This is a genomic window from Pseudophaeobacter sp. C1-32P7, assembly GCF_041008775.1.
Taxonomy (GTDB): domain Bacteria; phylum Pseudomonadota; class Alphaproteobacteria; order Rhodobacterales; family Rhodobacteraceae; genus Phycobacter; species Phycobacter gallaeciensis_A.
In genome coordinates this window covers 1-12,868 of record NZ_JAXGFR010000037.1, presented here as the reverse complement: position 1 = coordinate 12,868, position 12,868 = coordinate 1, and the positions used below count along the sequence as shown (strand labels likewise).

Sequence of the window (12,868 nt, the reverse complement as noted above, 5' to 3'; positions counted from 1 at the left end):
AAATCAGTAAAACAAGCCTCTATAACGCCCTCAGAGACCAGAAATCCGACTGAAACCTGAAGTGTTCCCGTAAAGTTCGCGCGAGCCGGACAATAACGTCACTTTTATGCAGTGACCCCATGCGGCCTCACCGCGGCGTTGCGCTTGGCGTCCCGGTTTGCCCGCCTCGCGAGCACGTCCCTCCCCAGCCGCTCCGCCGGATTGCGCTCTGGTCTGTTTTGCGCGGCAAAACGATCCCGCCGCTCCATCCGTCTCCCGCGTCCGGTCAGGCCGTTTGCCTGCTCAGGTCGGTCAAACCTACCGTCAACACACACACACACATGAGTGCGGAAGCATATCCTCCGGATGGCCCCCAAATCAGCCCGCGTCAAGGATCGCAAAACTTTTCGGCGAGGGCGGTGCCCGTGGCGGGGGGCGGTCCCGTGTGTGAGGGCGCGCATGTGTCGGGTGCTGCACGCAGAAAACTTTTGCGCCCGGCAAGCCGGCGGCTGCGCCGTCCCTGACCCGGGCAGATTCGGAAACCAGGCATTCGGCCATGCCCCCACACTCACGTGGTGGTCGAACCCAATATCTGGAGAATGAATATGGCTTACGACACAGCAAACACCTACGAGACCATCGAGCTTTTCGGGCTGACCGAGAAGGATGCACAGCTGCCGATCCCGGAAGATCACATCCTGACCGACCGCATCATCCGCGAGAGCTTCGAGGCTCTGCTTGGTCAGTTGCGCGGGACCGGGCTCGAAGCAGAAATCGAACCGCTGGCCCATGGGCTCGCCACGATCCTGCAGCGCCGCAAGGTGGCGCTCGGCAAGGAGGTCGATCGCACCGCCGACAAGATCGGCGCGCTGGCAAAATCCCACGACGGATCGGAGATCGCCGAGACCGCGCTGGAAGAAGCGCAGGCGCGCTTTCTGCAGCTGCGCGAGATTGTCGGCGCAATCGAGGTGATGAGCGAGGCTGCGGCGGAATGCTACGAGATCGAGACGGGTCACGCCTTCATCCCGGCGGCCGGGTCGCGCGCGAGCATCCGGGCGCAGGAGACAGGTGCTGTTTTTGAGGCGCGGCAGCTCCTGGAGCAGCACGACCGCGAGACTGCCGAGAAATCGAAAGTCGAAGGGGTTCCCCTGATCGTCTCAGGCGCCACCGACTGGACCGATGTCGATGTGATCTTCAACACGCTCGACAAGGTTCGCGAACGGATCAAGCAGAACCGCAACCAGGAGATCTTCCTCTGCCACAAGGGTGGCAAGCACGGGGCGGAGATGATTGCGGCTCGGTGGGCCCGGGCACGCGGGATAGCACAGGCGCGCTTCGATCCGCGCTGGTCCGCGCATGGGCGGGCGGCACCGTTCAAGTGCAACGACGAGATGCTAGACGACAAGTTCGCGGCGACGGGGGTTGTGCTCTTCGGCGGCAACGGGGTCGCGCTGAACCTCGGGCAGAAGGCGGAAGCGAAATGCCTGACGGTCATGCGGGTTGCGGACCCGGCGAAGAAGGCGTCGCAGGATTGAAGAGAGAGGGTCGCCTTCGGGCGGCCCTTTCGTCGTTTCTTATGGGTGTGGACGTTCTCCAAATCACTTTGCCTAGCAATTTCCTGTTTTGATAGGTATATGAATGCCAAGCAAAACTTGGAAATGATAGGCATGACCCCACTCAGCAGCATCGCGATGAGCGCCTATACCGACCTGGTGCGTCTTCTGAAGGACGACGCCTTGTCCGGTGTCGAAGGCAAGCCCACGCTCAAGGAGCGTGGGGATAAGGCTTATTGGTATGCCGCGCGCCGTGTCGGGACGGAGATGCGGTTCATCTATATCGGCGAAGACAGCGACGAGACGCGCGCGCGCATCGACCGGATTGAAGAGCTGCGCGCAACGGCCAAGGATCGGCAGGCGGAACGGTCGCGGCTTGTCCGGCTCTTGCGTGCGGAAGGCATGACGCCCACCGACCGGGCGACCGGTTCCATCCTGTCGGCCATGGCCGCAGCCGGAACCTTCCGTTTGGGTGGCACCATCGTCGGGACAAACGCGTTCCGACTCTATGAAGGCGAGCTTGGTATCCGACTGCCAATTGGCGGTATGGCCAATACTGGCGACATCGACATCGCGCAGTTCGAGAAGCTCAGCGTTGCGTTGCAGGATCAGGTCGACCCGGGTCTTGCCGAGACGTTCTCGGCGCTCAAATTCGATCCTCTGCCAGCTCTTGACCAAGGTCGGACATGGCGATGGGCCCAGGGTGGCAGCGGCCAGTTGGTCGAGTTTCTCACACCGGCGTTCGGAGATGAGACCATCCGTGATCTGCCAGCATTGGGCGTGAACGCCCAAGGATTGAACTATCTCAACTTCCTGATCGCTGAGCCGATCCACGCGGCGGCGATCTATAGATCCGGCGTTCTGGTGCAGGTGCCCCGCCCGGAGCGTTATGCAGTCCACAAACTGATCATTGCCGACCGGCGCCGCGATGGGGCAGGGAGCCTGAAATCCGCGAAGGACCGCGAGCAGGCGGCTTTCCTTATCGAAGCGATGGCCGAGGACCGGCCCGATGATCTGGCTCGGGCCTATGCCACCGCAATGGAGGTTGGGCCGCGCTGGCGGGAGCACATCGGCAACTCGCTGAAGCGAATGCCTGATACCAGCGGGTTGCTCGACAGCTTGGGCGCGTGATGGCCGTAACGGGGTCGCGCTTGGCTCGGCCCTTTCGTCATGTCTCATGGCGCGTGCGATCGGTCACACTTTTTCAGCAACTCGCGGCGGCCAGCACCGTCATCCCTCTACCCAGCCCGTCAGAGTTCGGCCCATCCACATCGGTACGGGCTGGGGATGGTGCGCACCTCGCACATCGTCAGCAGCGCAAGACCGAGGGGGCGAGACGTCGCACATGAGGCTGAAGACCTGCACAACCCTCGGGTGGTGTTTCGGAACATCGCATCCACGCGGGCGGGCGTCATCAGCACCCCGGCCAGGTTCGGCAGGACGTGGACGCGGATGGTGGCGACTGCGTGATAGCACAGGTCAATCGGGTCCCTCCTTTTTGCTATGCATATGGATCGCACGGGGTCGGCCCGTTCGTGCCCTCAGCTCACGCTTTGGCAAGCACAAATACGGCTTCCACGGCGGGGCCGCGGACCCTCCGCATTTGCGCTTGCGACCGGTCCTCTTGCCCCCGTGCTGGGTGATCCTCATCGCAATAAGGAGTAACCCAAATGACCAACCACTACGTCGCCACCGTTCCCGTCAAGTTCACCGATACCGATGGCCAGGAGCGCACCCGTTTTCAGCGCGTGGGTGCGATGTTCCGCAACACCCGCAACGGGGATGGATCGGAGTTCTTCAGCCTCAAGCTCGACTTCCCGGTCGCAGTCTCGGAGCTGGTGATGTTCCCAGCGAGCGCGAAAGATCCCCAGGACTAAATCCTCTGACGAGGATGGGCCGCCCCAGGACGATCTTGGGGCGGCCCGATCCCTGTTCCAGGGATGCCGCGTCCGGCGGTCAGATCGCCCGAGGCGACTTCACGAAGCCGCCGGCCGCTGCGCGTTCAACGGACGCACTCCCCCCGGAATGATCAGGCCGCGACAGACCGGCCAGTCAGCCTCAAGGGGGCCATCCGCAAAAACCTATCGGCCAGGGCCTCCCGGTTTTTGCGGCAGAGATTTGGGGACCCAAATCTGGCCCTCCTTGACCCTGCCTGTCCGCCCTGTCGGTGGGGTTTGCGCCCGCCCGCGGTTCCGTCCGAACACATGCGTGTTCGTCCAGACCCTCGGGCGGTGCTGGCGGACGGGACCCATTGGACAGGTGGGTCGCCCGGTGGTGAGGGCGGCAGAGCCGCGTCCCTGCGGGCCGCGGGGGAAGCGGACACCAAGGCTGCCTGAGACTGAATGCGACGTAAGTATATAATTGACAGGTGGGTATATTATCGTAAGGTGGGGGCAGCCTTGGTGGAAGGTGGCGGGGGAAGCGGACACCAAGGCTGCCTGAGACTGAATGCGACGTAAGTATATAATTGACAGGTGGGTATATTATCGTAAGGTGGGGGCAGCCTTGGTGGAAGGTGGCAGGAAATAGGGGGTCTTTCTTCCGCATGTCCCGAACAAAACGCCTGACAGAGATCGAGAAGATGCAGATCGTCCGCGAGGCCGCGGAGGGTGTGTCGACGTCCGAGCTGGCCGAGCGTTTCGAGGTCACATCGCGGGCCGTGCGCTACGTCCTGAAAGCCGATGCCGAGCGCCAGACGGATGCCGCGATCCCGGTCTCAGCGGTCAGTGTGAAGGTCACTGCTGCGGAGCTTGAGGCGCTCGACGCGGTGTTGGCGAAGGCGGGGATCGAGAGCCGGGCCGAGGGGCTGCGGCGGCTCATTCAGGCGGCAGGCGGGGTGTTCGTTCCGGACGCGCAGATGGCTGCTGAGATGGCGCGCTACCGCGCCTCTCTGCACGAGGTCGGCAATGGGGTTGCACAGATCGCCAAGCAGATGACGAAGGCCAACCGGATGGGGCAGGGGGCTGATGGTAGCACGCGTGCCGAGTTTTCTGAGCCGCGCCTTGCGCAGATGCGCGGGTTGGCGCGGTTCATCCTCGATTCCGCCGACGAGATCGAGCTGCTCCTGCGGCGTCGGCGCGACGCGATGCAGCTCGAGGCCAGTGCCGCGCTAAGGGAGTTTGCCCATGCGGCTGAATGATGCGGTTGACGCTGTCACAGGCGAGGTCTTCCGGGACGGCTGGAGCCGGATCCGGGGCTCGATGCAGGGGCTGCATGTCGCCAAGCAGAGCCAGCTTACGCGCGCGGCAGCTGGGCACAGGCCAGCCGTCTTCAAGGCGATCCGGGGTGGGGGGACGCATACCAAATCACAGCTCTCAAACCAGCTTGATTATCTGACCACGAAGTCCACCCATATCGTGGACTCGAGCGGGTTTCTGGATGGTAAGGCCAAGCTCGAGGCGAAGGACATCAAAAACCTCACCGAGCGCTTTGCCAAACGGTGGGAGGGCGGCTTCAAGCCCAAGCTTGGCCAGACCACGCACATGCTCATGTCCTTCCCGATCGGCACGCGGGGTGAGGATGTGCGCGACATCGCGACGGATGTGGCCGAGCGGTTCTTCCAGACCGATGAGGGGCATTTCGATTACATCATCGCGGTGCATGAGGACCGCGATCACCCGCATGCGCATCTGGTGCTGAACCGCCGCTCGCAGGAAGGCGAGTTCTTCTTTCTGGGGCGCAACCACCGCTTCAACTATGACGACTTCCGCCTCGCCATGGTCGAGGAGGCCGAAAAGTATGGCGTGCGCCTGGAGGCCACGCGTCGGGTGGATCGTGGGGTCGTGCATTACCCCGCCCGGACCCGCGAGGTCTATGCCGCAAAGGAAGAGGGCCGCGCGCCCCGCGAGCGGGAACGCGTAGGGCAGGACCTGACGCGGACGCTCGCGGAGATCGCCAATACCACAACTGTCTACCACTCGCTTGCGGCGGAAGCCTCCCGCGAAGCCCGCGAGGATATTGCCGCAGCCCTCTTCCGCGCGGGCGAAGTGCTGGCGCGGGGTGGGCAGGTGGACCGAACAGGAGATGTGTATATGGCCGAGGATCAAAGTTTTGAGGATCTGAGAAGCCTCTATGCGGAGAAGCTGGCGCGGGTGCAGGGCATGATCGCCGAGAAACCCGATGCCGAGCGGCCCGTGCTTGAAAAACGCCTCATCGAGATCCAGACACAAGTCCAGCATATGCAGCCGCTCGGATTACGTTCGAGCACATTGTCAGAGACCCCCTCGGACGGCGGGATCTATTCTGAGGCCAATATCGACGCCAGCCAGCGCGAGCGACTGGCCGAGCCCGACCTGAGAGCGCGCATTGACGTAGCACTACGGGGCACCGGGATCAGCACATCGGAAGTGGTGGCCCGGATCGAGACAGGCGCCTCAAATGCAGCGCTCGAGCATCAATGGATCGCTGATGATCTCTCCAAGGTGGCCGAGGCTCGCGATCTGAGCCTCGAGCGCCGCGCCGATTTGGAACAGGCGCGCGACATTCTCAACAATGTGCATGTCGCGCTTGGCATGCTCTTGGAACGGGAGGCGGTGCTGCGCCACGATGGCGTGATTGATGAGGCCCACGCGGCGCGGGTCCATCTCACCAAAGACAGAATTGAAGAGGCTGCCAAGGTTGTGCGGTTGGAGACGTCCATTAGCGAGCGGGGTGAGGCCTTAGTCGAAACCCGCGCCGTGGAGCGCCTCGAGGCCGAGCAGCGCGCCTACCTGCAGGAGCATCCGGACCTTCTTCAGAGCCCGGCCGATGTCATCCGTATGGATGAGGAAGGCCGCGCCAGGATTGTCGATCAGACGCTGGCTGACCGCATTGGTCGTGAGATTGAGGCTGCGCGCCTTGGTGCTCATAGCCGCACACCGATCTCTGTGGCCGTCACGCGGGACTTGCAGGCGCGTTATCCGGATATGCCAGAGCAGCTGGCCGAAGGTCTCGGAGAGACCTATGCCCATGTTCAGGACGCCCGCCTGTCCCAGCGGGAGGTGCAGGTTCTCCAGACGCCGGAACTGGACCGTGTGCTGACTCATGAGCGGGCGGGGGAGTTGTCCGCAGCCTTCGAGACCGAAGACGAGAGGGACGCTTTCCGAACCGAGATCGCGCGGGTGCTGGATGACCGCCAGTTGGGCCGCCTCACATCCGGCGATGCCGATGCGCTGGAACAAGTTCTCGGGGACCGCCTCGACCGGCTCTATGTCGCCAAGGTCTATCTGCAATCCGATGCCGCGACAGCTAATACGGAAGCTCTGCGCCAGGTGGTCGATGAACTCGCCGACGCCGAATACGAAAAACACCGCGCGACAGACGTGGATGGTGAGACCGAACGGGGGCAGATCCATTGAGCGACGCCATGGGAAAAGCGCGGATCGCAACTGGGATCTTGCTCGTCACGCTGGTGACCGGGGCCATGGGATATACCATCGCCTCGGCGGTTCTGAGCTACCAGGATCTCGGCTTCGGGGCGGAGATCGACTTTGCTTATATCGCGCAGAACTATCTGGCGATCCTCGATCGCCGCCCGGAGGACGCGCAACTCATCCACCTGATCATCGGCAGCTTCGCCGCTGCCGGCCTGATGCTGAGCCTTGCCCTGTCGGGCTCGACCCTCACACGCTTTGGCCAGACCCATTGGCAGTCTGCGCGCGAGATGAAGGCCAACGGGTTTTTCGGCGCTCCCGGGACCGGGTTCATTCTTGGTAAGCTCGGGACTCCAAAATCCCGCGCGAAATACGTCTGCTCAAAAGTCTTCCCGCACGCGCTGATCGTGGCGCCCACGGGCCGCGGCAAGACCACGGGTTTCGTCATTCCAAACTTGCTGACCTGGCAGGGCTCTGCCGTGACGCTCGATGTGAAGGGGGAATGTTTCGAGGCCACGGCGCGCCACCGCGCCGCCCAGTGCGACAAGGTCTATCGCTTTGCTCCGGCGGATTGGGAGGGCAAGCGCACGCATCGCTACAACCCGCTCTTGCGCATCTTCGAACTGAAAGATCCCGCGCGCCAGCAGATGGAACTGCAGCTCCTGGCGACGCTTTTTCTGCAAAGCGACAATGACCGGGTGCAGGGGCTGCTCAAGGGCGGGATCGATCTCTTCGTGGCGGCAGGCCTGCTGGCCTTCCAGCGCAAGCGCCCCACCTTGGGCGAGATCTACCGCATCGCGGCCTCGGGCGGGAACAAGCAGAAGGAGTATTTCGCGCGCGGCCATGAGGTCGATAACAGGGCCGCCAAGTTGATCTTCACGCGGCTGGCCTCAACCAACAACGATACGCTGACCTCCTATGTCTCGCTCCTGATGACATCGGGGCTCGACCAATGGCAGAACCCGGCCATCGATGAAGCGACGACAGTCTCGGACTTTGATTTCCGGACGATCCGCAAGAAACCCTTTTCGGTCTATCTCGTGGTCCAGCCGCTGATGGTGAAACCCCTCGCGCCGCTGATCAGGCTGTTTTTCTCCGACCTGCTCTCGGCCATGCAGGAAAAGGATCCCGGGCCAGACGAGCCGTGGCCAGTGATGATCATGCTCGACGAGTTCAACCGTCTCGGCAAGATGCCCATCGTGGTCGAGAGCATCGAGACCCTGCGGACCTATCGCGGCCACCTGGCCGTGGTCACCCAAACCATTCCCGCCCTCGATGAAATCTACGGCGAGAACACCCGCCGCGCCCTGCAAGGCAATGCCGGTGTGAAGCTCTACCTGACGCCCTCCGATGAGAAAACCGTCGAAGAGCTGAGCAAGGCGGTTGGCAAGACCACGAAGACCGTTATCACGCGATCCCAGTCCATCGGCAAAAACCCCTTTGAAGGGCGCAGCCAATCCACACGGACTGAAGAAAGCTCTCTCCTGCCCGAGGATGAGGCGCGCCGCCTGCCGCTTGACGAAATCGTCATGGTCATCGATGCCCAGATGCCGGTCCGGGCGAAGCGGATTCAGTATTTTGACGACCGGCTGTTCAAGGCGATCCACGCGGCACAAACGGGCGAGCTGCCTTTTCCGGAGCCGGGGGGAGGTGGGTTGCAGGGCCCGCTGCCGCTGAGTGTGCGCGCGATGCCGATGACACCGCCTGCGAGCGTACCAGGTGGGTCTGACGTCGTAGTGGAGACCACACGCCAAGAAGCGGGCAGTCAAACGTCAGGGCGAACCGACGCCTTGCCCAAAAAGACCGCGCCTGTCGTTCAAGCCGTTATCGCCGAGGAACAGCGACAGATGGAGATGGATTTTTGGGGCCAGGTTGCGGATGCCGAGACAGTGGGCGTGGATGATGAGGCGCAGATGCGCTCTGCTGTAGATGGCTTAGAAGACATGGAAGCGATGCTGAAGGAGGAGGGTGGCAAAAAGCCAATTCACCGGTAGGGCGGTGGGCATGGTCTGACGGTCATTGAGGGCGGAGAGCCGACATTCGACGCTCTGCAGCGAGGAGCTAAGAAACCGCCGAAGCGGACCTTCAACACCGCGAAGCAGGGTTGGTCCTGTTTCTGGAACACACCTGAATACTGGGCCCTCCGTAGGTGTTTGATCTAAGGACTTGCATAATTATGAATAGCCATCCATATAGTGCATCATGACACGTACCGGCCGCCCCCGCTCCTTTGACGAAACAACCGCGCTACAGGCGGCGATGGCCGCTTTCTGGGCAGGCGGATACAATGGCACCACCTATCGCGATCTGGAACAGGCCACCGGCCTCAGACGGCAGAGCCTGACCTATGCGTTTGGCGAGAAGCCGGAATTGTTCCGGCGTGCGTTGGCCCTCTACATCGACCAACGCGTCCGCAAGGCCACCGAACTGCTCGCACGCGAGGCGCCGCTGAAGGACAATCTGAACGCCCTTTTGCAAGCCTGGGAGGCGGATGCGTCTTCCGGCAACGGGCGCGGATGTCTGTTGGTGCGCTCCACTGCAGAGGTCGGGCGCGATCCACATATGACATCAGAGATACGCCGTGGGGACAACTTACTGCTGCAGGCGCTCACGCTGGCCTTCCAGCGCGCGCAGGCCAGCGGCGAGGTGACCTCAGCCACTCCGCCAGAGGCGCTGGCCCGGCTCGTGATCTCGGTTGGCAACGGCGCCATGATGCAGGCGGTGGCCCGCCAAAACCCGGAGGTATCCCGCACCGCGCATGACGCGCTGTTGTCGCTCATCACCTAGCGCATGATGTATCTGACTTGCGCCCAGGTTCGTTGTTTGCGGCCAATTTATGTACGCACATACACAATCTATCGTGTCCCGGCCCCGATAGATAGCTATCCCCCCAACTCGCCGGATTGGAGTAAGAAATGACCGTTTTCACCCACCACTCGATCGAAAGCGCACCCGAGGCCGCAAAACCGCTGATGGAACAGGCGGTTAAGGAATACGGCATGCTGCCAGGCCTCTATCAGGTGATGTCCTCATCGCCGGAGCTGCTCGAGAGCTATTTCAAGCTGCATGAATTGTTCGACCGTACCGCCCTCTCGGTCACCGAGCGTAATGTCGTGTGGATGACGATCAACGTCGAGCACGCCTGCCATTACTGCGTTCCCGCACATACCGCGATTGCCAAGATGCAAGGCGTGGATGACGAGATCGTCGCCGCCCTGCGAGAGGAGCGAACGCTTGCCGATGCGCGCCTCGAAGCGCTGCGCCAGTTTACGCTGATCCTCGTGCGCGAACGCGGCAACGCGCCAAAAGCGGCTGTGGATACCTTCCTGGCCGCCGGGTTCGAACCCCGTGCGATCCTCGATATCCTTGTTGGTTTGGCGCAGAAAGTCCTGTCGAACTACACCAACCACCTGGCGGAAACGCCGGTCGACGCGGCGTTCCAGGCTTTCGCCTGGGAAAGGACCTCTGCCGCAGCGGAATAAGTCGGATCACCATCGTCCACCGGGCCTCGCGCAGCAGCGCGGGGCCAATCTCACATCAAGCCAAGGAGCTTCCCGCATGCTGCTCGACACCCCAATTTGCAACTTCGGATGGAAGGCACCGGACTTTACACTGCGCGATCCCGAAGGCCGCGCTTTCACGATGTCCGAATATCTTGGCGAAAAGGGCCTGCTGGTCGCCTTTCTATGCAATCATTGCCCCTATGTTCAGGCGATTGCCGACCGGCTGGCAGAAGACGCCAATACCTTGCTCGATGAGGGCATCGGAGTGCTTGCCGTGATGTCGAACGACTACCACGCCGTGCCGATAGACCGCCCGGCCTACATGCAACGCTTTGCGGCCGAAGCGGGCTGGCGCTTCCCCTATCTCGTAGATGAACATCAAACAGTCGGACAGGCCTGGGGCGCGGTATGCACGCCCGACTTCTTTGGCCTGAACGCCGACGGCGGGCTGCAATATCGCGGCCGTCTGGACAATGCCCGCCTTGATGCGTCCGCAGACCGAACCCGCGAGCTGGTGGAGGCCATGCGGCAGATCGCCAGGACGGGTCAAGGACCGAAGCAGCAGATGCCTTCGATGGGCTGCTCGATCAAGTGGCGTAATTCGGGCTTCTAACGCGCCGTCTGAACGCGGGCTGGCGTCTGGCCCGCTCCCGATCCACCCCTCGGGCCGAAGCCAAGCTGGACCAGAGACCGGGCGTGCCGACCCGCATCCCGCCGCTCAGCTCCCTTGCTGACTTGCAGGAAGGTCCCGCGTTGCTGACCTCGGATCGCGACTGAGGTTCGCAGACGCAGCCAACGGCAGCTTTGGCTGGCCGCATTGCAGCAATCGGCATCGGGGATGAAGGTCGGCTTAGGGCCGGTTTACCCCCTTGGGCCCACGGAGCAAACCCAACTTTGTTAGGCTAAACTCCGCGTTCTGGCTGTCGTCCTTGACCGCCGCTTCAAAAAACACCAAAGGGGCCCATTTGGACCCCTTGGCTACCTCGCAACCTCTTCGGTACTCACACTTGCGGTTGAACTGTCAAACGACAGCGGGGGAGCCCTTGCAGTCGATCACGAACTCCTATCTTTGTAAGAATAACGGCGGATCAACACCTCGTCCAGCCGCGACGGACCTACTGACGTGCCAGTTCAATCATACCGGTAACCAGCCGGGCGTCGTCGGCCGGGCCTTGGGGCACCTTCTTCTGCGTGGATCGCTGCTGCCCCAGGGCACGGCGGCGAGAGGGGCGCAATAGCTTCCCTTGGCGGCTTCCACAAGGATCAGCTTATCCAGCGTCAGATCCGAGATGGCCTTTCTAAGCCGTTCGTTCTCTTGTAGCGGCGCACGAGTTCCCTGAGTCGGTCGGTTCCCATACCGCCATACTGCTTGCGCCAGCGATAATAGATCTGTTCGGTTATGCAAACTCTCGTATCGCATCCACGCGTGTCGTGCCCTGTCCGATAAGTACCTCAAACTGCCGCAGCTTTGTGAAAATCTCTTCTGGATTGTGCCGTTTCGTAGCTATTTCGGTCCTCCGTTTTCCGAAAGATAACGGTGGACAACTTCAGTGGGGCAGGAGCAACAGGAAGACTCGTTCGTGGTCTTGTACGTCGTCGGGGCATGCCCCTCCAGCTATAAGGATGGACACAGGTAGTGAAACGCTCACACGATTTGTGAGACAAAGCCCACCCTGAAACTTATATTTTCGAAAATAGTCCTCAACCCGATGCGACCACCGGTACATTCCCTCGTCGTATTTTCTTCTTGACACTCCAGTAATGGAACCCCCTACCCAGGCGAAAATGTAGTCAAAACTATCGTTGGGGAAAGAAACGGACATGCCGCAATATGCATTGCCTCTCAGGGTTGTTCACTTTTGTGTAGCCTTTTTGGTTTTGGGGCTTATGGCCTTGGGGCTATATATGAAGGATATTCAAGTTATTGAAGGTTTGATATTTTATTACAACCTTCACAAATCTCTTGGCGTGTTGTTGCTGGGGTTGATGATCGTGCGGATTTTCATGCGCAAAATATTTGGGGCGCCTGCCAATCTGGATGGTCATTCAGATTTGGAGCTTAATCTCGCAAGATTGGTGCATTTCGCATTTTATGCACTTTTGGTGGCGATGCCATTTTCTGGTTGGTTAATGTCAAATGCTGCAGGTTTTTCCGTGGAATTTTTCGGGGTGTTTGCGCTGCCGGACTTGTTGGGCAAAGATGATGAACTCATGGTAATTTTGCAAGATGTTCATTTTTCAGTCGGCGTTGCTTTATTTGCCATCATACTGCTGCATGTCATCGGATTAGTAAAGCATCACTTTTTTGACAGGGATGAGACATTGAGCCGAATGACTTCTTCGAAATTAAATGCCTCCCTGGGGAGGCCTTGTTGCGCAAATCGGGTGAGGGATTCACTGCGTGAATCCAGCGTGATAGCTGGAAGGTATGAGCAGTTGGGCCCCTACGAAGTATAAGACCACGAACTGGTCGGCTTACAAT

The 12,868-nt window shown here is 60.9% G+C and carries 10 protein-coding genes and 1 pseudogene; 10 read left to right on the top strand and 1 reads right to left on the bottom strand.

The window, feature by feature from the left end:
- Positions 1–584: 584 nt before the first annotated feature.
- The 9 genes from SM763_RS23085 to SM763_RS23045 all read left to right on the top strand — a co-directional run bounded on the left by SM763_RS23085 (position 585) and on the right by SM763_RS23045 (position 10,999).
- Entirely contained in the window at positions 585–1,514 is a 930-nt protein-coding gene (locus SM763_RS23085; protein WP_368999900.1) for a DUF2493 domain-containing protein, read from the top strand.
- 132 nt (positions 1,515–1,646) lie between these two features.
- A complete protein-coding gene (locus tag SM763_RS23080; protein ID WP_245601474.1) occupies positions 1,647–2,663 on the top strand; it encodes a nucleotidyltransferase family protein in 1,017 nt (338 codons plus the stop codon).
- Positions 2,664–3,202: 539 nt separating this feature from the next.
- On the top strand, positions 3,203–3,409 hold the full coding sequence (locus SM763_RS23075; RefSeq protein WP_368999899.1) for a hypothetical protein: 207 nt from the start codon (positions 3,203–3,205) through the stop codon (positions 3,407–3,409).
- Positions 3,410–4,077: 668 nt separating this feature from the next.
- Complete coding sequence (locus SM763_RS23070) at positions 4,078–4,671, top strand: transposase (protein ID WP_368999898.1); 594 nt, start codon at positions 4,078–4,080, stop codon at positions 4,669–4,671.
- Complete coding sequence (locus SM763_RS23065; protein ID WP_368999897.1) at positions 4,658–6,868, top strand: relaxase/mobilization nuclease domain-containing protein; 2,211 nt, start codon at positions 4,658–4,660, stop codon at positions 6,866–6,868. Before SM763_RS23070 ends, SM763_RS23065 begins: the two co-directional genes overlap by 14 nt.
- A gap of 8 nt (positions 6,869–6,876) precedes the next feature.
- Complete coding sequence (locus tag SM763_RS23060; protein ID WP_368999901.1) at positions 6,877–8,877, top strand: type IV secretory system conjugative DNA transfer family protein; 2,001 nt, start codon at positions 6,877–6,879, stop codon at positions 8,875–8,877.
- Between the two features lie 208 nt (positions 8,878–9,085).
- Positions 9,086–9,670, top strand: coding sequence for a TetR/AcrR family transcriptional regulator (locus SM763_RS23055; RefSeq protein WP_368999896.1), 585 nt, complete (start codon positions 9,086–9,088; stop codon positions 9,668–9,670).
- Positions 9,671–9,798: 128 nt separating this feature from the next.
- Entirely contained in the window at positions 9,799–10,365 is a 567-nt protein-coding gene (locus SM763_RS23050) for a carboxymuconolactone decarboxylase family protein (RefSeq protein WP_368999895.1), read from the top strand.
- 76 nt (positions 10,366–10,441) lie between these two features.
- Complete coding sequence (locus SM763_RS23045; RefSeq protein WP_368999894.1) at positions 10,442–10,999, top strand: thioredoxin family protein; 558 nt, start codon at positions 10,442–10,444, stop codon at positions 10,997–10,999.
- 505 nt (positions 11,000–11,504) lie between these two features.
- Here SM763_RS23045 and SM763_RS23040 read toward each other — a convergent pair.
- Positions 11,505–11,894 (bottom strand): annotated as a pseudogene (locus SM763_RS23040) (transposase); the annotation flags it as partial.
- A 313-nt stretch (positions 11,895–12,207) separates the two neighbouring features.
- Between SM763_RS23040 and SM763_RS23035 the strand changes: the two are divergent.
- Positions 12,208–12,843 (top strand): cytochrome b, encoded by a 636-nt coding sequence (locus tag SM763_RS23035; protein ID WP_368999893.1) that lies wholly within the window; start codon positions 12,208–12,210, stop codon positions 12,841–12,843.
- The last annotated feature ends 25 nt before the right edge of the window (positions 12,844–12,868 follow it).

Excerpts from the sequence above, each read along its gene's own strand:
- SM763_RS23085 (WP_368999900.1), top strand. The coding sequence starts at position 585 with ATGGCTTACGACACAGCAAACACCTACGAGACCATCGAGCTTTTCGGG.
- SM763_RS23080 (WP_245601474.1), top strand. The coding sequence starts at position 1,647 with ATGACCCCACTCAGCAGCATCGCGATGAGCGCCTATACCGACCTGGTG.
- SM763_RS23075 (WP_368999899.1), top strand. The coding sequence starts at position 3,203 with ATGACCAACCACTACGTCGCCACCGTTCCCGTCAAGTTCACCGATACC.
- SM763_RS23070 (WP_368999898.1), top strand. The coding sequence starts at position 4,078 with ATGTCCCGAACAAAACGCCTGACAGAGATCGAGAAGATGCAGATCGTC.
- SM763_RS23065 (WP_368999897.1), top strand. The coding sequence starts at position 4,658 with ATGCGGCTGAATGATGCGGTTGACGCTGTCACAGGCGAGGTCTTCCGG.
- SM763_RS23060 (WP_368999901.1), top strand. The coding sequence starts at position 6,877 with ATGGGAAAAGCGCGGATCGCAACTGGGATCTTGCTCGTCACGCTGGTG.
- SM763_RS23055 (WP_368999896.1), top strand. The coding sequence starts at position 9,086 with ATGACACGTACCGGCCGCCCCCGCTCCTTTGACGAAACAACCGCGCTA.
- SM763_RS23050 (WP_368999895.1), top strand. The coding sequence starts at position 9,799 with ATGACCGTTTTCACCCACCACTCGATCGAAAGCGCACCCGAGGCCGCA.
- SM763_RS23045 (WP_368999894.1), top strand. The coding sequence starts at position 10,442 with ATGCTGCTCGACACCCCAATTTGCAACTTCGGATGGAAGGCACCGGAC.
- SM763_RS23035 (WP_368999893.1), top strand. The coding sequence starts at position 12,208 with ATGCCGCAATATGCATTGCCTCTCAGGGTTGTTCACTTTTGTGTAGCC.